Consider the following 21,128-nt stretch of genomic DNA (forward strand, 5'->3'; position numbering starts at 1 on the left):
TGAAAAAAGGCTTGCCCAAGCCCTATTCTACCGGCTTAGGGCGGATAGCAGCCGATTTTTGATTAATCCAGGCTTATAATGTCTCCTGGCACACAGCCAGACTTCACTTGTATCAGGACTGATTTTTATATTCATATTTTATTTAAATCACTGATCGACTGCTATGAGAATTGCCACATATAATGTCAATGGAGTCAATGGCCGGCTGCCAGTGCTGCTGCGCTGGCTGGAAATGACAAAACCCGATGTCGTTTGTTTGCAGGAACTGAAAGCGCCGCAGGAGAAATTTCCTGAAAAAGCCCTATTGGACGCAGGTTATAATGCGATTTGGCATGGTCAGAAAAGCTGGAATGGCGTAGCGATCCTGGCACGGGGCTTGGAACTGAAAGAAGTGCGCAGAACGCTTCCCGGCTATGAAGATGATCTGCATAGCCGGTACATTGAGGCCATTGTGAACGGAATGCTCGTAGGCTGTCTTTACCTGCCCAATGGCAACCCGGCGCCCGGGCCGAAGTTGGAATACAAATTGCGCTGGTTCGAACACTTTACAGCACACGCTGCGGAATTGCTGGCTTACGATGTGCCGGTCGTCCTGGCGGGCGACTACAATGTGATGCCCACTGAGCTGGACGTTTACAAGCCTGAACGGTGGGTAGACGATGCGCTGTTCCGTCCCGAGGTCCGGGAGGCTTTTAAGACGGTTGTGGACCAGGGCTGGACGGATGCCATCCGGAAATTGCATCCCGATGAAACGATTTACACATTCTGGGACTATTTCAGAAATGCTTACGGCCGCAATGCCGGCCTTCGTATCGATCACTTTTTGCTGAGTCCGCATGTGGACGCGCGCCTGCTTGCGGCGGGTGTGGATAAGGATGTTCGCGGCTGGGAAAAATCGAGTGACCATGCACCTACCTGGATTGAGATTGCCGATCCGGAAGAATAAAGTTTAAACCGCTTGCTAACCCTGCCCTGCCTGTAAATAAGTAGGAAATCTGCCGCGTGCGAAATTGCTTATTTTGCTTGCATGAAAACAATAACACTGTTTAACTGGGCGGCTGTGAGCGTGTACGCGCTGGGCATCCTATGGACGCTGCTCCTGGAAAAAACGCAATCGGACCGTATGGCGAGCGGCATGCTCATAATGGTTTACATACCGCTTGCCATACTGGCGCTGCTGAATTACCTGCCTTACAAAACAACCAAGATCATTGCCCTGGCCATCAATATTTATCCGCTGGCTATGGGCATTTTTTATCTCGGTCTCGGCCGCGTCATTACAAATTATCAATCAAAAAGCTATGACCTTGAACTGACTGAAAAAGCGAATGGCACCTATTATTTCCCGGATCCTGTACGGCGAAATCTGGCAGCGGCCCTGGCAGCAGGAAATATTGAGGAACTGAAAACCGCATTGGATCAACCCATTCCCAACATCAATGCAAGCGGCGAAGACCATATAACCCTGCTGGATTTTGCTGCAATGCAGGCAAAGAAAAATCCCAAAGCACAAGTGCTCGAATCTCTTCAATTGTTGCTGGCTCATGGTGCTAAAACCGAGACACCGGATCCTATGCGCACGGCAACGCACTTTCTTGTATTGGCAGATGATCCTGCTTTTCTCGAATTTTTCCTAAAAAACGGGGCAAACCCCAATGCAATAGAAGCAGAGCGTAACTATCCCATCCTTTTTCAAGCATTATTTCTGGATGTGAATGATACGGCTAAGACAGAAAAGGTGAGTTTGCTTCTGGAATATGGTGCCGATCCTAATGCGTTTTCTCCTAAATATGATGAGAATGTAATCGTTTCATCGGCCCTATGCACGGCGGCTGGCCTGGAACAATGGGAAATTTGCAACCTGCTGCTTAACCACGGTGCGAAAACAGATTATCAAACCGCTGGCGGCTGGGACATCCGTAAAGCAGTTGCTTACCAGGACAAGCAGTTTCATAGCTGGGGGAAAGAGCCTCCCCTGGAATTTACATCGTTGAAAGAGCGGCTCAGTTCACTGCCGTAGGCATTAAAAAACGAAACCGGACTGCTAAGCGGCCCGGTTTCGTTTTTATTTAGTAAGTCAGACTTTTCAGATAGGCAATGGTCTGCGGCACCTGCGTAGCGTAACTCGGGCTCTCGTCTTCTATATAGTAATGTTCAATAGACGATTTTTTCGCGGCTTTCAGAATGCCTGGAATGTCGAGTTGTCCGGTTCCTAATGCCACGTCGTTTTCAACAGGCGTTCCGCCGGACATGTTTCCGGTCACTCCCTTTTTCAAATCTTTCATGTGCATTAATTTGAAGCGCTTAGGATACTTTGCGATCAGTGCGGCGGGGTCGGCGCCTGGGAAAAAAGTCCATAACAGATCGATTTCAAAGCTGACATATTTCGGGTCTGTTTTCTGGATCAGATAATCCATCAAAGTGCCGTCTTCATGTTTTTCAAACTCATAACCATGATTATGGTAGCAAAATGTGAGGCCGAATTCCTCTTTCAATTGCTTACCGATCTTGTTAAAATCAGCAACAGTCTGCTGAGCCATCTCCAATGTGAAAGGGCCTTTATGCGGAATCCAGGCAACGCGTACGAACTTCGCTCCCAGCGCTTTGGCATTCTCTCCCACTTCTTTCGTTTTATTCAATGCGTCCGGATATTGCACACCAAAGGATGAACATTTGATCCCCCGCTCATCCAGAAGCTTGCGCAGCTCAGCTGCCGTTTTTCCGAACAAACTTGAAAATTCCATGTCTTTAATGCCAAGCTGCTGCAATGTGTCCAACGTAGCCGCAGGGTCTTTGGCCAGACTCTTGCGGAAAGTGTAAGAAACCATCCCCGGCATGTCAGGGAAAAGGGGTTTTGTTTTTTGGGCAAAAAGCGTGTTGACACCCAATGCAAAGGCAACAGTTGCTACGAGTATTCTTTTGAGTTTCATTTTATCAGTTAAGAAGTTTCATTATTAAGACGAATCATTATCATTCATACCCTACATACAAATGGCCCACTGCCTGATCATCTGGGTGACCTTACCATTAAATAAGAACTCTATATCGGAATAGTCCGTTTGCAGCTTGTTTTATTAATATTGCCGCTTCTAATTATACTCACAATTCTCTAATCTCATTCCTATGAAAACCATTCGTTTACTTGGCCTGAGCTTTTTCCTTTTTGCTTCTGCCCTCAGTTGCACCGACCACGCGCCGGATCCTGTTGAATTCAGTTCTACTGAATTTTCAAAAGGTGCGCTAATTGCTCCGATCGCTATTACCAAGGGCGATAATAACAGACTTTGGGTAACCGAACAAGGCAGCGCTACCGACAAGGGCGACACTTATGACGGCCGGGTTTCCATGATCGGGCCTGATGGCACGGTTTATCCTGCAATCACCGGCTTTTTATCTAAAAGCAGCGTTGAAAAAATGCCTAGCGGGCTTACGCACCTTTTATATAAAGATGGAATGCTGTACATTCTTCACGGCGTGGAAGGCAGGCTTTACAAAGCAAATGTTTCGTCCTGGAATCCTGGCGACGCACCATTGAAAGCAAGTGAGCTTAGTTTTGAAGATCTTGGCAGTTTTGTAAAATCACAGCTTCCTGATCCGGCAACTGCGGAATCCAATTTGTACAACCTGACATGGGGGCCTGAGGGAGATCTTTTCATCACAGACGCAGCGGGTAACATGATCATTCGCAGAAAAAGTGACGGCTCGAAAAGCGTATTTGCAACTTTCCCGGATTTCGACAATCCTAAAAAACCTGTGGGCGGCCCGACAGTGGATTTTGTTCCAACGGGTATCGCTTGGGACGGCAGCAAGTTCTACGTTACATCTTTAACAGGTTTCCCTTTCAATGAGGGCCTGGCTGAAATTAAAACTGTTGACCAGCATGGCAATGTATCGGATCATAAAAAAGGATTTACAACACTGGTGGATGTTGTACTAACAGACAGCAATAAGCCATTGGCTGTACATTTCGCCAGTTTCTCATCCGCTTTCATGTTTGAGCAAAATACAGGAACAGTTACCAGTGAAGACGGTGCTGTTGTTATGGCCGGACTGAACATGCCAACGGACATTGAAAAAGTTTATACAAACACATACTATGCCGTTTCACTTGGAAACAGTAAAGTGTATAAGCTCACTTATTAACACGGATCAAGAATCCATTAGCTAAAAAAATCGCCTTCCTAATCTGGGAGGCGATTTTTTTATATAGTTAAAATTAAAAATGCTAAACAGGAAGCCAGATGTTAAACACAGCACCATTACCCGGGCTTGAATGTGCTGAAATGTAACCGCCGTGCTGCTCCACGATTTTCTTCACAATGCTCAGCCCGATCCCGGTTCCCGAATATTCGTGCTTGCCGTGCAGCCGTTGGAAAAGGCTGAAAATCTTCTCGCTAAACTCCTGTTCGAACCCGATTCCGTTGTCTGAAAAGGTAATGTGATGGAATAGCTGATCGTGATTAATGGCAGCATACGCCACCACATCTGCCCCTTCAACGATTTCTGCTTTAATGGTTATTACGGGCTTTTCCGTCGAAAATTTGATGGAATTGCTGATCAGATTAGAGAAGAGCTGGTTGATCTGAAAACCATTTGCCCTGATAACGGGCAGATTCTCGCAAAGTATAACAGCTTGTTTCTCAGCAATAAGCAATTCAAAATCGATTTCAATGTTCGCTACAATCTCGTTAAGGTCCACCGCAGTATGGTCGTCGCCCGTCTTAGCCAGCCGGCTATATGTCAGCACCGACTGTATCAGTTCGCTCATGCGTTGTGCCGACGATGAAATTTTCCGGTAATACATGTCTGCGGCGTTCTCGTCGGCTTTGTTTTTCTGGATTAAATGGATGAATGTCTGGATTTTTCGTAACGGTTCCTGTAAATCGTGGCTGGCAATGTAGTTGAACGATTCCAGTTCCTTATTGGCTAATAAAAGATCCTTGGTGCGTTGCTGCACCTGCTGCTCCAACTCTTCTGTAAATAACTTCTGGCTTTCCTCGATCCGCTTGCGGGCCCGTTGAATTTTGATCTGGGATGTAATCCTGGCGAGCATTTCATTGGATGAAAATGGCTTTACCAGATAGTCATCCGCGCCGATTTCATAACCTTCAATTTTGGATTCTTCTCCTGCCCGGGCGGTGATGAGGATCACAGGAAGCTGGCTGGTCTCCGGATTGGCTTTTACGCGCCTGAGCAACTCGATACCATCTATTTCCGGCATCATAATGTCACTCAAAACGAGCGTAGGCTTATATTTTTGTATTTTATCGAGTGCGTCCAGGCCGTTGGTTGCCGTAATGGTTTCATATCTGGTTGAGACTAATGACTCAATGTGCTGGCGCATATCCGCGTTATCGTCTACAATCAGCACCAGTTCATTTGTTTCTCCCGATCCTGCCTCAACCTCTGGGCTGCCACCATCTGGCAACAACGATTGCGTGTCCACCAGCGCGGCTGCTTCCTGTACATATACATTTGAGCCCGCATTCGCCAGGCCGCCGTCATCTTCCAGCATCTGGGTATGGGATAAATGTTTAGTGCCAAACGGAATGGAAACCGTAAAGCAACTTCCCTCACCTGCAACGCTTTCCACTTCGATGTTACCATTATGCAGCAAAATGAGCTCCTTAATCAGCGACAACCCAATCCCCGTCCCCTCATATGTTCGGCCTGCCGTACTTTGGATCCGGTGGAAACGCTCAAACATATGCGGCAGCTCGTTCTCCGGAATCCCGACGCCGGTGTCGGTCACGGTAAGCACGGCATGGTCACCATGGGCAAAAAGTCTCACTGTTATGGTGCCTTCCAGTGTAAATTTGAAAGCATTCGACAACAGATTGAAGACAATTTTTTCCCACATCTGTCGGTCCAGATAAACCGGCGGAAGGTTGTCGTCAACTTCCACATTATATTGAAGATCAGCGCTTTCTATCACCGATCTGAAATTCGCCGCCAGGTTACGGGTGTATGTTGCCAGATCTGTCGATACAAAATTTCCCTGATGGCGGCCACTTTCAATGCGGCTAAAATCCAGCAGCGAATTGACGAGCTTCAATAGTCGCAAAGCATTCCGATGTGTTACTTCAATACTCTGCCTTTCCGCATTATTGAGGTTGCCTGCTGGCTTGTTCAGCAATTCTTCCAGTGGTCCAAGGATCAGCATCAGTGGCGTCCGGAACTCGTGGCTAATGTTGGTGAAAAATAGCGTCTTAGCCTTATCCAATGCTTCCAGTGCCTCAGCGCGCTTCCGCTCTTCCTCGTACGCGAGCGTATTGTTCACACCCAGCGCGATCTGGTCCGCAATCAGTTGAATAAAATTACGGTATGCGTCATCGAATTTGCGATATGGATTGAGCCCTACGGTAAGCACTGCAAGTGGAAACTGGCGGTTAGCGGATTTTATAGGAATATCCACAAAAATCCGCGGCGCAATGTCCCACGCGCCTTTCGGGATCTCTTTCCACTGACCATCCACGACCGATTCCACGATATGATTTTCCTGAATGGCCGTTGTAATGCCGGGAGCGGCTATTTCCGGGTTGGTCAGGTCTATCAACCCACTCACAGGAGCCTCCTCAAAGCCGGAGCAAGCGACGATCTCGGCGCTGCTGCCATCCATTTTGACCTTATAGACCATAGAAAAAGGAAAATCCTGGGGATTCCCTGCAAGCGCTTTTGTTGCCTGCGCGTACACCTCCTGTTCGTTTTTCTTCTGCGCAACTGTATCGAGCAACTGCATTGTTCTCAATGCCCGCTCGTTGATAATCCGGTCTGTATCAGCTGTGTTATAACAAATTATGCCTGATGGAAATCCGTCTGCGCCCAGCACCGGTGTGTAGGAAAAAGTATAATACGTTTCTTCCGGAAAGCCGCTTCGTTCCATGATCAGCAGCTGGGATTCCACGTAGGTGCCTTCATCTTTTTTCATTGCCCGCGAAAGCAGCGGTTCAATGTCTTTCCAGATATCTTTCCAGACCACCGAAGCCGGCTGCCCTAATGCAACGGGATGCTTCCCGCGAACGATATCGATATATGCATCATTATAAAATTTAATCAATTCATCCCCCCAGCCGATCCAGATCGGTTGTTTGGAGCTGAGCATGATCCGCACGCAGGTTTTAAGGCTTTGCGGCCATCGTTCGGGGATGCCGAGTTTTGTTTTTTCCCAATCAAATTGCCGGATGCGTTCGCCCATTTCGCCTCCTCCTGCGAGGAATTCCAGCTTTTTTAACTCATTGTCTACCATGAAATGACTAGAAAAGGGTCGTTACGATTCTTTTAATTTCTTCCTTTACCTCATCCGTGTTGGCGTGTTTCTTAATAAGCCCTGATGCTCCGAGTGCCTTGCATTGCTGAACAATAGCCTTCTCATCGGAAGTCGAATACATAACAGCAGGGATATGAATGAGCGACGGCCTTTTTTTCATTTCTGCTAAAAATTCCATACCATTCATTCTGGGCATATTGATGTCTATGAAGATGACATCTGGGGAGAATGCGGGTTGTTCCAGTTTTTCGAGCGCCTGGATCCCGTCTTTGGCAAAAACGCATTTGGCATCAGGAAGTGCGTCTTCCAGCATGATAGAAAAAATTTCCTGATCTTCGATGTCATCGTCAATCAGGAATACAATCAAATTTTCAAGCATTTTCAAAAATTTCGGGCAAGCGCAACTACGCAATGCAAGATAATAAAAATCCTAACCTCAACGCCAGCAGTGGTTTTGCAATGCTCCCGAAAACGCTGAGTTTGTTTAGCCGGTACATTGAGAATCCTCTGCGAAAAGATCACGGCCTGTTCGTAGCGGAATACTTGCAAGCACTTTTACCCAGCCGAAATGCAAGCCAGATATGCCCTCTTTAAGGACGATGTAATGTCGTCGTAGCGCAGGGGTTTGGAAATGTAATCATCCATGCCGGCGGCGAGGCATTCTTCGCGGTCTTCCTTCATGGCGTTGGCGGTCATGGCAATGATGTAAGGCTGCTCGATCTCCTGCTTGCGGATCAGCCGCGTAGCTTCTAAACCGTCGATTTCGGGCATTTGAACGTCCATGAAAACAACGTCGAACTTTCTGGTAAAGGTTTTGGCGACCACCTCAGCGCCGTCGCGGGTAACGATCGGGCTGTAACCCAGTTTTCCCAGTATTTTGACAAATAGTTTCTCATTAATCTGATTATCCTCCGCAATCAGAATGTGCAGTGGATACTGAATAGCAAATGCCTCCGAGAGTGGCGATTGCACCGCAGGTAAAACCAGCTTGGCCGAGTCGCCCTGATTTTTCAGCTCCATCTGGATCAGCTGCCCAAGCTGCTGATGCTTAACCGGTTTGGTAAGAATAGCGGCGAATAGATCTTTGAAAGTATGCCGTTTTTCGTCGCCTACCGAGCTAAGCAGGAAAAGAGGCAATGTTGGGAAGCGCCGCTTAATGATCCCGGCCAGCGTAACGCCATCCATTTCAGGCATTTGCTGATCCGTAATGATCAGGTCGAATTTCATGCCGCTATCCAGAATTTCGAGCGCCTGTTTTCCCGATGACGCAAGCGTGGGCACCAGTTTCCATTGCTCCATTTGTGCATGGAAAATCCGCAGATTGGTCTCATTATCATCAACGACCAGGACTGCTTTGCCGTCGTTTTCAGAAGTGTTAAAATGCACATATTGCCGCTGGGATTCATGACTGACCTGTGCCTGGATGGAGAAATGGAAGCTGGTTCCCTTGCCAGGCTCGCTGTCAACGCTGATTGTTCCGCCCATCAGTTCCACCAGGCGCTGACTGATCACCAGCCCGAGTCCCGTGCCTCCGTACTTGCGCGTATGAGACGAATCGACCTGTGAGAAGGCTACAAACAGGCGGTCCAGCTTATCTGCCGGGATGCCTATGCCCGTATCTTGAACCTGAAAGCTGATTTCCAGTTCATCATCACTGACATACTTAACCAGTTTTACAATCACCAGAATTTCACCCTCATGCGTAAACTTGATCGCATTCCCGACAAGGTTGATCAGGATCTGGCGCAACCGCTGGCTGTCGCCGATAATCTGGTTAGGAACCTGCGGACTGATCTGGTAAACAAGGTCCAGACCAATTACCGCCGCTTTGGAAGAAAATATATCCAAAACCGCCTCAATACAGTCGCGAAGATTGAAACTAATGTGTTCCAGCTCCATATTTCCCGATTCGATCTTCGAGAAATCCAGGATATCATTGATTACCATGAGCAGGCTGTCGCCACATTTGATAATGGTGTCGGTATATTCGGTTTGTTCCTCATTCATAGGCGTTTGCGCCAGCAGCAACGCCATACCAATCACCCCATTCATAGGCGTGCGGATCTCATGGCTCATCGTTGCCAGAAACACGCTTTTGGCCATGTTCGCTTTTTCCGCTTCCTGCCTTGCCACCAGTTCTCTTTCGTTCTGATTCTGCAAACGGGAATTCATTGTTTGCAGGTCCGCGGATTGCAGTTCAAGTTCCTGCTTTTGCCGGATCACCTCAACGGTGCGTTCTTCAACCTGCTTTTGCAACAAATCCTTTTGCTTTTTCATAGCGCCGATCCGCCATCGATAGAACCAGTAAATGAGGCCCGCTGCCAACAAAACCGCCAATGTGCGGAACCAGAGCGTTTTCCAGAATGGCGGCGTAACGTGCAGGACAATGCTTGTTCCCTGGTCGTTCCAAACTCCGTCATTATTAGAAGCTTTTACTTTGAAAACATATTTACCAGGATCGAGATTGGTGTAAGTCGCTTTTCTGTTCGTCCCGCTGTAAATCCAATCCTTGTCAAAACCAACGAGTTGGTATGCATACTGGTTCTTTTCAGACAGTGTGTAATTCAGCGCGGTAAATTCAAAGGAAAGCATGGACTGCGCGTAGGAAACGGTAATTTCTTTGGCTGCGCTAATGTGATTTTTTAAAGGCGATCCCTCCTCCTGGTTTTTGATGGGTTGATTGAAAATCTGAAAATCAGTGATAAAGACGGGTGGGACGTATGCATTGTACTTAATGCTGTCGGGATGGAAAAAATTGAGCCCGTATTGCCCTCCGATATATATGACTCCTTCTTTGTTTTTAAACAGGGAAAGACGGTTAAAAGAACCTTGCTGCAAGCCATCACTGAAATCGAAGTTGCGGAATTCACCGGTTTTTGGATTAAACCTGGAAAGGCCTTTATTAGAACTTATCCAGAGCAAGCCCCTGTCGTCCTCGGTGATTGCCTGAACGACATTATTAGGCAAGCCATCCGATTGCTGGTAATGCTTAAAAGTGTTCGTTTTTTTGTCTAACAAATTGAGACCGCCACTGGTCGCAACCCAAATGTGCCCGTTTTTATCCTCATAAATGGCATTGACCTGGTTATTGGACAAGCTTGTGATTTGTGCAGGATCCGATGTGAATTTGGCAAACTGGTTGGTTTTCTTATTGTAACGGTTCAGCCCGCTTCCCTCGGTTCCTACCCAGAGATTCCCAGCGGAATCCACCATTAATGAAAGAATCATGTCGCTGCTGATAGAGCCCCGAACATTGGCGTCCGCCCGGAATTGCGTTACGTTCCCCGAAGTCCTATCGTATTTGAGTAAACCTCTCGACGTGCCGATCCACAAGCAATGCTCGCTTTCATCATTGATCATCACGTGAACATTGGCATAAATTGCAGAAGCCGGATTTTCACTTTGGTTTAAATTCTTAAATGCATTGATTTTCTTATCATACAAACTCAAACCGCCCTTGTAATTTCCCACCCATATGCTTCCGTAAGCGTCCTCGCAAATAGCGATTGCGTAATTACTGGCAATGCTGCTTTCGTTTTTAGGATTGTGTGTAAAATAAGTGGTCTGGTTGGTTTCAAGGTTCACCACGTTCACTCCTCCTCCATCTGTCCCGGCCCAGATCTTTCCTTCATTGTCTTCAATAACAGTCAGTACGTTATCATTATTCAGACTTTTCGGATCGTTAATGTTCGTTTTTAACAAGCCAAATTTCAATGGTTCCCGGTCCATTACATTAATCCCGCCGCTATAAGTGCCGACCCACATGGTGCCCTGTGGATCGCAAAACATGCTGTATATAGATCCATTATTTAGCCCGCTCGCATCGTTCTTGTCATATGTGTAATGGGCAAATTGGTTGTTTTCCTGCAACACATTAATGCCCCCGTTCCTGGTTCCTACCCAAAGTCGGTGGTTTTTGTCTTCTTCCAGAGAGATGACATCGTTATGAGAAAGTCCTGTCGATTGCTGATCATCGTGCCGGAAAATGGTGAACGTTTTTTCGTCCGCATTCAAAAGATTAAGACCTCCGCCTTCACTGGCCACCCAAATTCTGCCGCGGGAATCTTCCAGAACCTCATTCAGATCATTGCTGCTCAGGGATGCCGGACTTTGAGGATCGTTTTTATAAATGACAAACCTTTTTGCAGCCGCATCAAAACGGTTGAGTCCTCCTCCGCTGGTGGATATCCAAACGGCCCCCTTCCGGTCTACCGTAATGTCGCTCACCACATTGTGGCTCAAACTGCCGGCAACGCGAGGACTGTTTGAATAATTTTGAAATGTGTTTTTTTCCGGATTAAAGACACTGATGCCGCCTCCTATGGTGCCCAGCCAGAGATTTCCGGCCTTGTCCTGATCAATGGCATGCACCTTATTGTGGCTGACGGTGTTGTTATTCCCCGCTTTGTGCAGATAATTTGTGAAAGTTTCCTGTTCACTGTCAAACCGGCTCAGACCTCCGTCGTCCGTCCCGATCCAAAGCCTGCCTTGTTTATCCTCGAATATGGTATGAATATAATTGTGGCTGATGCTCTGTGGGTTACGGGGGTCATTCCTGTAAACTGTGAATTTGTAACCATCAAACTTATTCAGTCCGTCCTGGGTGCCAAACCACATGAAACCGCGCCTGTCTTTCACAATGCAGGTCACATTGTTTTGAGATAAGCCGTTTCCGGTCGTTAAATGTCGGAATATTGCCTGCTTATGCTGAGCGAACGAAGGTGTAAATAAGTAAAGAAGAGAAAAGAGGAGCGTAAAGGTTTTATGCATGCAGGGTCACAATCAATTTACAACTATTTCTACGTAAATTAGATGTAAATTATCACTCTGCAAATATATTTTGTAAATAAAAGATAAAGGGTTGTCGGCAGCGTCACGCGCTGGCCTTGTAACTCATCACATCTTTGATTTCACCCGCCAACAATTCAATGGTGCTTGGCTTTGAAATAACCTTCATTACACCAAAAGACTGATAGTTGGGAAGGTCAGCCGCTTTCAGACCGGTAAGAATAACAATATCCACATGGTTTACGCCCAATGCCTCATTGATTGCAAACAGGCACATGGGAAGCTCCATCCTCGGCATGTTGAAGTCAAGAAAAATATTATCAGGCAATGGAAAAAGCCTTTCCTTTATTTTGTTAACCGCATCCTGACAGTTGAAGGAATGCTCGCAAGTGGCTTTTGGGAAAGCCATTTCCAATGCAAATTCAAATATATCATGATCATCCGGATCATCGTCGATAAGTAATATGCTGTTATTCATTTTAGTGTAATCCGTTCCACACACAGTTCCAATGCGGCTGTGTAAAATAACCGTTCCCAGGATCCTGTCCCGAGGAAAAGATAGTGTCACCTATTTTATATTTTTTTATACTTTTTAACGAACCCTTAAAAGTTCGGCTTTCCCTGCTGCGATACCTTTGTTGCCATCAAATATTCACATCAACCATTTGAAAAGGTAACTACTCAAATCCAATGAAAAATCACTTGCTCAAAACAGTTAGCTGTGGCTTAATGCTCGGCGCGGTCTTATTCTCAACAAGTTGCAAGGATCAGGAAATCCTGTCCGAAAACGAAAAAGTCGAGCTGGACGGTTCGGACGAGTCGGCTAAACTAGGTGTGCCTACCAAATTTGACGAGGTGGCATTTGCAAATCGCATTGAAACGTATCTGGAAGATAAGGTTGCGGGATTTGGCTATTCCATCATTAAAGACGGGAAAGTATTTTACGTGAACAATGGTGGGGACGGCTACGCCAGAAAGAAGATCGAGTCTAACTTCGAATTTCATGGCGCCAATGCTAGGCAGGAAATTGTTGCCACTACGCAATATGTAACAGCGGTGGCCGTCATGCGGGTTTTGGAAAAATATAACTTAACGCTCGGGCACACTGTGCACAATTATCTGCCCAAGGGCTGGGTGCCAAGCGCAAGCTTTAAAGCGCTGACATTCGAACGGCTACTTGCACACCGCACTGGATTGATCGATTATGCCAATCTGAATGACCTGGAAAAAACAGTTGAAGGTCCGATAAACACAACCGTTTTCAATGAAAAGGCCTACCAGTATTCCGATGCGAATTATGAGCTGCTGGCATTGATCCTACCGTACGTACAGGCCAAAGAGTTAGCCAAACAAGGCGATAGCGGACTGTTGAATACACTAAATTCTCAACCAACAAATACGAGTGTCTATTATGTAGCGACCTCGATTTATGGAAATTTTGTGAGGACCTATGTTTTTGGCGCAGCCGGACTGGAACATGCAGACAAAATAGAATGGCGAGCCTGGTCTCCGACCGGGCCACTTAGCGCAGAAAAAGCAACGAAGGGATATCCGTCCAGATCCGGCTCAGAACCCGGCTTGTTGAAGGAAGATAATCTGATTAATGGTGGTGCTACGGGCCTTTATATCAGCGCTTCCCAATTTGCAAAGCTGCAATATGCAGTTAAGACATTTAAGGTGATAAAAATGGAATCCGTATCTGCGATGAAAAACAAGCTCCTCGGATTTGACGGTAAGCTGAACGGATCCAAGGGCGCTTATTACTGGAAAAGAGGCAATGGCAAAAACTGCGAAACAATGGTGATCGACTTCGGCAGTGTGCAGGTTGCGGTGTTCGCCAACTCGCCAGAAAGTGAGATCAGCGATCCGGTTGTACTGGCCAAAATGTTCGAAAGTTCACTTCACCCTTGATCGTACAAAGCCAGAAACTTTGTGTGACTAATAGATGTGTTGTGATAAGCGTGGCTGATTTCGGCCACGCTTATTTTTTGTATTTCAAATCAATGGTGGGCAAAGGCATCATAACTGGCCGTGCGATCATATTATACCGATACAGCTCCGTCTTCGGCGGCTCCTTTTGAGAGAGGTTCAGTGATTTGTCAAAGAACGCCTTGAATTCGGTGCCGCTCTTGAATGTAGGCTTGTTGACTGTAAGGCGGCTTTTACGGTTGAAAAAATCCGGTAACTTTTCCCGGATATGGATCGGCAGCTTCTCCACTTCCAGATCAAACGGGATGACAATGGTGTAGCGCACCGCAACGGCTTTCCCATTTTGCCTGGCTGGCGTCCACTGCGGCATATGCTCAACCAGCCGAACAGCTTCCTCGTCAATCCCCCACCCCGGTCCGTTCACGATAACCGGGCTGCTGATGTTCCCTTTTTCGTCCAAAAAAATGAAACCGAAGCCTGTCCTTCAACACCCGCTGCAACTGCCTCTGCCGGGTAACGCATGTGGTGCGCAAGAAATTTAACCAATTCTTTGGTCCCTCCCGGAAAACGCGGCCACCTTTCCAATGCTAACCCACTTCCCGAATTTTCATGGTTATCAACCGGCTTTTTAGCAGTGACTTCGGCCTTCGCCGCTCGGCTGACCCACCCCGGCTTACCTTTCAAAACAATTTCATACTCTTTTCCCGATTTCCTCGCCTGCATTTCAACCGGCTCAAAATCAGGATGACTGATCAGCATCACACTGTTTTCAGGAACAGCGGCGATCTCAAAATAGCCCTTCACATTGGTAACGGTTCCAAGGATGGATTCTTTGATAAAAACCGCTGCATTTGAAACCGCAACACCATTAATGTCCCTGACGGTCCCTTTGACTTCAATCAATTCTTTACCAGAAACCTGGTTTGAACCGGCACTTTGACCGACCACTACAAGGCAAAGAATGCCCATCAACATTGCGCTCCACAACATTTGACCTTTGACCATAGGACTCGTTCAGTAGGATTGTAAAATAAAAAATGATAATCCGTTAACAAAGTAAAGTTTTTCTAAAAAATATCCATAAACATTTGTTCGTACGAATTATTTCCTACCTTTAACAAAAGTCTTGAAAGCGGTCTCAACAGCATTATAACTATGGCTATCAATTTTTTGGATCCACATGATTTTCAACCTTTGGCAAAAGCATTGTGCTGGACATTGATCCATTCGCTATGGCAAGGGCTAATTGTTGCAATGCTAACCGGGATAATTTTGCTCACTTCCGGCAGATCGCGGCCAGCGCTCCGCTATAATTTATTTGCGGGGCTGCTTTTGGCATTTATCGTATGTAATGCTTTCACCTTTTTTATTATTCATCAGAATGAAATCAATGATTTGAATGTGACATTTGCTGCGGACAGCATTGCCAATAGTAGTGAAATTACTCTTGCACGAGATCACTTCTTAACGCAGCAACTCAGTACATCATTTACAAACGGAGTTAGCAGATTTACAGACCATTACCAGATGCAAATTATAATGGTCTGGCTAACAATCTTTCTATTCAAATCAGTAAGGACAGTTACCGGCCTCCTGCACCTGCACAGGATAAGGCACACGAAAGTACAGGCGGTAGATGATGCCTGGAAATGGCAAATGCGCCAGCTTGCAGCCCGGATGGGTGTGTATGAAAAGATTCTTCTGCTGCAATCCGGGATTCTAAAGGTGCCGGTTTTGCAAGGATTTTGGAAACCGGTAATCATTGTCCCGCTGGGCTTTTTCACGAGTTTACCCCACGAACAGGTTGAAGCCATTCTCTTACACGAAATAGCGCACGTAAAGCGACAGGATTACCTTGTGAATCTGCTTCAAAGTCTGGCAGAAAACATCTATTTCTTCAACCCTGCTTTCCTATGGTTATCGAAATTGATCCGCCTGGAAAGGGAAAATTGCTGCGACGAGCTGGTGATCGGGGTTATGAAGGAGCGCGGCATATTGGTGCAGGCGCTTGTAGCATTCCAGGAGTTGAGGTTATCCAGCAGCGGATTATCGTTTGTCGGCACCAGCAACCACCTACTGAACCGCATCAAAAGGATTATTTTCAACAAGAACAAACAGCTAACGACCATGGAGACATTTTCAATAACCAGCAGCCTGATCGCCGTCGCGTTCATTTCAGCAGCCTTTTTTGCACCTGTGAAGACAATTGATACAAAGCCGGTTGCAGCAATCCGGCAGCAGGCATTTACTCTTAAAAAAGCGACTCCCGGCTTAGACAAACCAAAAGTTTTGGCTCCAACCATGTCAAGCAAGCGGATTATTACAAACCCGAAAAAACTTGAAAACGATTCAGCATCGAGCATTTCAGCGTTATTAGCTGAGTTAAGAGCTGCTATCAAGGCCCGGGATCTGAAAAAAGCGGAGCAGATACATTATAAGGCTTATTTATTAGTGTGGCAGGAAAAAAGCGACATTCACTCCAAAAGGCTAGAAGCCAAAATGCTTGCTGATGCATTTGATAAAAGGAAGGAGCAGTTATCGAAAAACACGACGCTTGCTAATTTTCAAGAGCAAGTGGTGAGCATTTCTTCTGCAATTATAGAAAAACGAAATGCTGAGATTGATGCATTGCATAAAGAAATAGAAGCGCTGGCCGAAGAAAATCGCCAAAACAGAAAGGCGCAGGAAGTTCAAATGCAGGAAAACCTTATCGAGGATTTGCTGGCTGAGGGCATCATCACAACCCGTGAAAACCTTTCCTACAAGCTCCATAACATGTTTTTGATCGTTAACGGCGTTGAACAGCCTGAATCGTTGCACCAAAAATTAAAAGCCAGATATCTGGAACGCAGCTGGACGGAATGGGTCTATAACTGGGATGGGTTTACAGGGCTTCGTTTTACAGGTGTGCGCTATAATGGATAGATAATAGAATTTCTTTCTATATTAATTGGTCAAAATGTGCCTGATCAATTATATGGACGCCTCCGCTACACTCACAGAACGCTCCTGGAAATGGGAAGAAAAGGTTGCATTTCGCTTTTTCTTCCTATTTTTTATGCTCTACATTGCTCCGTGGACCTGGCCTTCCAGCATGCCTTTCACCGGGGACTTGCTGAGTTTCTTCAACGACCTGCACTGGGGCGCGGCGGATTGGCTGATTCAGCTGGTGAAAAAACATATCCTGCACATTGATATCAAGATTACGCCCAACGGCAGCGGCGATACGGTCGACGACTGGACCTGGAATGGGATCATGCTGTTCATTTCCTCTATCGGGACCGCAATTTGGTCGCTTGTGGATGCACGAAGACGGGAGTATAATGCACTTTACACGTGGCTGCAAGTGATTGTACGTTACCAGCTGGCAATTAGCATGTTTACTTACGGGTTTATCAAAATTTTCCCGATGCAGATGCCGGAACCCAGCATTAGTCAGCTTGCCACGCCGCTTGGCGAATTCACGTCAATGCGTTTTGCGTGGCTTTTTATTGGCTCCTCTCCCTCCTACGAGATATTCTCAGGCATTTGCGAAGTGCTCGGTGGATTGCTCATGCTCTCGCGGCGCACCACGGCTTTTGGTGCGATGATCCTGGTGGGTGTGATCGGCCACGTGGTGGCGCTGAATTTCTTTTTTGACATTCAGGTGAAACTTTTCAGCACGGCGCTGCTGCTCATGGCTATCTTCCTCCAGGTGCCGCATATGCAAAAGCTTTGGGCATTTTTCATTCAAAATCAACATGTGAGGTTATCCATTCCAGTGATTAACCTCACTAAAAAATGGCAACGGACAACCAGAATAGCGCTGAAAACCTTATTCATCGCTGTGTTTTGCCTGATTTCTTTTTACGAAAATATGTCGGCATACGGGAAAGGTGGCTATATGCCTCTGGACAAACCGACTATTACCGAGGGATTTTTCGATGTGGAAGCATTTGAGGTTAACAAAAAGCCACTAACGCTTCTTTCGGACACAACCCGCTGGGATAATGTGATTTTTGAAAAATGGAATGGCGGCAGCATCAAACGTCAGCCTGCGGACAGCCCGCTGATGCGCTACGGACGGGAGTATTTTACTTACAAAGCGGACACTGCGAAAAAGACATTTGAAATGCAATACAGAGACTCAACCCGCAACTTTACATTGCATTATAAAGAACCGGATAGCTCGCGCATGCTCCTTTACGGGAAAGGCGGCAATGATTCGCTGCACATTCTTTTGCGCAAAAAGAGCCAGCCATTCCGCCTGAACGAACCTATGCACTGGGTGCATAACAGCATAAAATAAAGCGCTGACTTACTGGGCTTTTGCAAGATACTTAAAGAAGTAACTATCCCCCTTCCCCAGCTGCTGACTCACAATGTATCCGGGCCCGAAATCACGAAGTTCCGGCGGGAACCTGAAACTAATCTCGTAGTGCGTCGCACTGAAAATAAGCTCTTCGGCTGCGGTTAAAGAAGCGAGGAAAAACAAGAAGCCAGCGTAGTAAAGCAATCTGCTTTTAGATTTTATCAATAAAATAAATTGCTTGCCTACAAAAATACTGAGGATAAATATGGAAGGCATGCAAACTTTAATAGCCCAATCATTCCAGGTGCCAAGAATAATAAACGGAATAAGAATTAAAGAAAATATAGCTGTGAAAATAAATTGCGTTTCGTCAGTGCTAAAATGACTGATTCTGTAAATTATGATAGGCAAAATAAAAATAAACTCTACCAAAATAAATAGCAGATATCTTTTCCAAAAATCATTAAAAATCAGAATAGAGAAGTGAATTGGAAATGAAAAGTCATTAGATAATATAAACAAGATCAGCACACAGAAAAAAATAAATGCAGAAAGGTTAATCAACGAAAAAGAAAAATACTGCTTCCAATGATTGATAAAATGAGGAATAAAAAAAGGCATTAATCCCAGCAGACACAATGGCGACCAAAGAATGAGCGAGACCACAGCAATGGTCATAATCTTGTTGAGAGTGGGATTAATGTATCTTCGATTTAATAAAATGCCAATTATAATCCACGCAGGAATACAATGTTGCGGGGACCAATATAAATTGCACATATTTGAAAAATAAAAGAATGGTGTCAGCCAAGTCTCAGCCCGGTCTTCGGTCACATGAAAAAGCAGGTTTACAACATAGTCGAAGCCACCGAAGAAACAAATGCTGATAAAGATGCAAAACATGCCGAGCAGGCTTTTCTGCACTTGTGAAAATGCGACGAGTAACAGAGAAAGCAATGTGCCGGAATAGGAGAAGGCAAACAAAGCAAGATTTGCGGCCTTCCATCCAAAAACCTTCCCTACAAGTGCAGCAGGCATATAATAAGCAAAATAATAAACGTACGGCTTGTCCGTAGCATACCCGAACCGCTCCCCCATGTATGCAGGCGAAAACCAAACCGGCCATGGATCCACAGTCAAATGCCACAGCAACGAACTCCTGATTCCTGAGTCGAAATTCCGGTAACCGATGCCGCCAATGCTTGAAAACAGGAGCCATACAAAAGTTAATGTTGCCAGGAAAATCAAGGCAATGCGATGATTCAATGCATAGTAATAAGCGTGACGGACAGATTTCAACACTTGATTGAATTGAACTGTTGTCGAAAAAGATCTATAAAGAGAAAAACAAATGAGTGCATCCAAAGGGATAGCGAGCTCCAATTTTAAATAGCCATTTATAAAAATAATGACTGGTAATGTCAGGTAAATAAATGACAGACCGATCAAAACATTGATAAAATTAGCCCTGTCGACTATTTTAAAATTATGAGAAGATGCTACATTATTAGATGGCTTATAAACTCTCTTCCGTTTTAGAATAAAATTATAGCCCGAAACAAATGAAATAACTTTTGGTTTTGATGTGATATAATTGATCATAACGAAAGGGAATTAATATATGGCCAATAGATTTCATGGTTACCATCCGTGCATATCACAATGGCAACAAAAAAAGGAATTGGTTAAAGCTTTATTTTAGCTTAACCTATGAATATATACGTAGTAATAAAGATGAAAAGAAAACTAATATTATTGCTCACTCTAACGACACGAATCATCTTTTAATGCGTTGCATTTTTATTGAGATTTTATTTAAAAAAATATATTTCAATTTAACGCAACGCTTTGATTTTGATATGGTGTCTATGGGTTTGAAGACATAAGATTTTAGTTGGTATGAGAGTTTTTTTAATGTGCGTCATTTGTTTGCTTTCCGTTGTTTCCTGTAACCAAGTGAATCAGTTGGAGCCACTTGAACCGGAGCCGGTGCCTTCGAAAGTGATTGCACAAGTAAAACAGTGGTATCCGAAGGCAGAAAACCTGGTGTTTAAACCGTTGGTTGAAAAGCTGGTTTGGGAGGTGAAATTTGATGAAGGCGCAGATAAGTATATATCGCTTGCAGACAGCACGAAAATTTGGGAGACGTATCGTTTTAGTGCAGAAAATGCACCTCCAAAAATGCTGGCGCTGTTGGAGAAAAGTGCCTTCCGGGGAGGAACGTTTAGTGCGAACAGGGACATGATCGGACCAGTTCCTCCGAATGAATATAACAGGCTGATATATAAACTGCATGGGAGTGACTATAGTTTTAACTGGGTCTATGTTGATAATAGGGTTGCGGGTGCGGCTTTTGGGGAAAAGCTCTACTGGATTTCATATCATGACATGAGCACGGTGCCCAAAAAAGCACAAGACTTCATTAATGCTGATCCACAGATCAAATTCGAAGGTTTGGAACTGCAAGTTGATATGAGCTATAAAAAGTCTTACGAGGTGCAGGTCAGTTTTGATAAGGCGGGGGTGAAAACGTATGCAACTTTTATATTTGACGAAGCAGGTGATTTACAATGGTTTAGCAGGGCATTCAATGAGCCGGAAGACCTTAATGGGCCGCCCAATTATGATAAACTGCCTGAGGCAATGCAGCAATATCTGGACTCTTCGAAAGAACTAGCTGGATTTTCCAGCCAGCCGATCGCCGGCATGCAGTGGATGGCGGAGTATCGGGGAGAGAAATGCTACTGGATCCGATATCTTAATAACACCACTTTCGATTCGTGTGATTTGCAGTTTAGCAAAGATGGGAAACTGGTTAACAAAATGTACTCTATTTATTATCAATAAAATTGA

The 21,128-nt window shown here is 45.5% G+C and carries 15 protein-coding genes; 7 read left to right on the forward strand and 8 right to left on the reverse strand.

The window, feature by feature from the left end:
- Positions 1-163 precede the first annotated feature (163 nt).
- Together xth and LZG74_RS21310 are read left to right on the forward strand one after the other, a co-directional pair.
- Positions 164-946, forward strand: a complete 783-nt coding sequence (xth, locus tag LZG74_RS21305) for an exodeoxyribonuclease III (RefSeq protein WP_233798511.1) — start codon at positions 164-166, stop codon at positions 944-946.
- 81 nt (positions 947-1,027) lie between these two features.
- Positions 1,028-2,020 (forward strand): ankyrin repeat domain-containing protein, encoded by a 993-nt coding sequence (locus tag LZG74_RS21310; protein ID WP_233798512.1) that lies wholly within the window; start codon positions 1,028-1,030, stop codon positions 2,018-2,020.
- 49 nt (positions 2,021-2,069) lie between these two features.
- Here the strand turns inward: LZG74_RS21310 and LZG74_RS21315 are convergent, their stop codons facing one another.
- Entirely contained in the window at positions 2,070-2,930 is an 861-nt protein-coding gene (locus LZG74_RS21315; RefSeq protein ID WP_233798513.1) for a sugar phosphate isomerase/epimerase, read from the reverse strand.
- A 193-nt stretch (positions 2,931-3,123) separates the two neighbouring features.
- Between LZG74_RS21315 and LZG74_RS21320 the strand changes: the two genes are divergently transcribed.
- Positions 3,124-4,143, forward strand: a complete 1,020-nt coding sequence (locus LZG74_RS21320; protein ID WP_233798514.1) for a ScyD/ScyE family protein — start codon at positions 3,124-3,126, stop codon at positions 4,141-4,143.
- Positions 4,144-4,225: 82 nt separating this feature from the next.
- Here the strand turns inward: LZG74_RS21320 and LZG74_RS21325 are convergent, their stop codons facing one another.
- From LZG74_RS21325 to LZG74_RS21340, 4 genes are all read right to left on the reverse strand, one after another.
- The gene (locus LZG74_RS21325) at positions 4,226-7,246 is read right to left on the reverse strand and encodes an ATP-binding protein (protein ID WP_233798515.1); all 3,021 of its coding nucleotides are present in this window, start codon (positions 7,244-7,246) and stop codon (positions 4,226-4,228) included.
- A 7-nt stretch (positions 7,247-7,253) separates the two neighbouring features.
- On the reverse strand, positions 7,254-7,646 hold the full coding sequence (locus LZG74_RS21330; protein WP_233798516.1) for a response regulator: 393 nt from the start codon (positions 7,644-7,646) through the stop codon (positions 7,254-7,256).
- Positions 7,647-7,822: 176 nt separating this feature from the next.
- Positions 7,823-12,037 carry a hybrid sensor histidine kinase/response regulator gene (locus tag LZG74_RS21335; protein ID WP_233798517.1) on the reverse strand — a complete coding sequence of 1,405 codons (4,215 nt, stop codon included), beginning with the start codon at positions 12,035-12,037 and terminating at the stop codon, positions 7,823-7,825.
- 103 nt (positions 12,038-12,140) lie between these two features.
- Positions 12,141-12,623, reverse strand: a complete 483-nt coding sequence (locus tag LZG74_RS21340) for a response regulator (protein ID WP_233798518.1) — start codon at positions 12,621-12,623, stop codon at positions 12,141-12,143.
- Positions 12,624-12,745: 122 nt separating this feature from the next.
- Here LZG74_RS21340 and LZG74_RS21345 point away from each other — a divergent pair, with 122 nt between their 5' ends.
- Positions 12,746-13,966: a serine hydrolase gene (locus LZG74_RS21345; protein ID WP_233798519.1), complete on the forward strand. Its 1,221-nt coding sequence runs from the start codon at positions 12,746-12,748 to the stop codon at positions 13,964-13,966.
- A gap of 70 nt (positions 13,967-14,036) precedes the next feature.
- Here LZG74_RS21345 and LZG74_RS21350 read toward each other — a convergent pair whose 3' ends face one another.
- Together LZG74_RS21350 and LZG74_RS21355 are read right to left on the reverse strand one after the other, a co-directional pair.
- Positions 14,037-14,408, reverse strand: a complete 372-nt coding sequence (locus tag LZG74_RS21350; protein WP_233798520.1) for an energy transducer TonB — start codon at positions 14,406-14,408, stop codon at positions 14,037-14,039.
- A complete protein-coding gene (locus LZG74_RS21355) occupies positions 14,405-14,989 on the reverse strand; it encodes a carboxypeptidase-like regulatory domain-containing protein (protein ID WP_233798521.1) in 585 nt (194 codons plus the stop codon). Before LZG74_RS21355 ends, LZG74_RS21350 begins: the two co-directional genes overlap by 4 nt.
- A gap of 150 nt (positions 14,990-15,139) precedes the next feature.
- On the opposite strand from LZG74_RS21355, the gene LZG74_RS21360 reads away from it, so the two are divergent.
- Complete coding sequence (locus tag LZG74_RS21360) at positions 15,140-16,909, forward strand: M56 family metallopeptidase (RefSeq protein ID WP_233798522.1); 1,770 nt, start codon at positions 15,140-15,142, stop codon at positions 16,907-16,909.
- A gap of 34 nt (positions 16,910-16,943) precedes the next feature.
- Positions 16,944-18,272, forward strand: a complete 1,329-nt coding sequence (locus LZG74_RS21365) for a hypothetical protein (RefSeq protein WP_233798523.1) — start codon at positions 16,944-16,946, stop codon at positions 18,270-18,272.
- A 9-nt stretch (positions 18,273-18,281) separates the two neighbouring features.
- Here the strand turns inward: LZG74_RS21365 and LZG74_RS21370 are convergent, their stop codons facing one another.
- Positions 18,282-19,577, reverse strand: coding sequence for a hypothetical protein (locus tag LZG74_RS21370; RefSeq protein WP_233798524.1), 1,296 nt, complete (start codon positions 19,575-19,577; stop codon positions 18,282-18,284).
- Positions 19,578-20,174: 597 nt separating this feature from the next.
- Here LZG74_RS21370 and LZG74_RS21375 point away from each other — a divergent pair.
- Positions 20,175-21,122 (forward strand): hypothetical protein, encoded by a 948-nt coding sequence (locus LZG74_RS21375; protein ID WP_233798525.1) that lies wholly within the window; start codon positions 20,175-20,177, stop codon positions 21,120-21,122.
- The last annotated feature ends 6 nt before the right edge of the window (positions 21,123-21,128 follow it).

The organism is Dyadobacter sp. CY327, assembly GCF_021390415.1.
Lineage (GTDB): Bacteria > Bacteroidota > Bacteroidia > Cytophagales > Spirosomataceae > Dyadobacter > Dyadobacter chenhuakuii.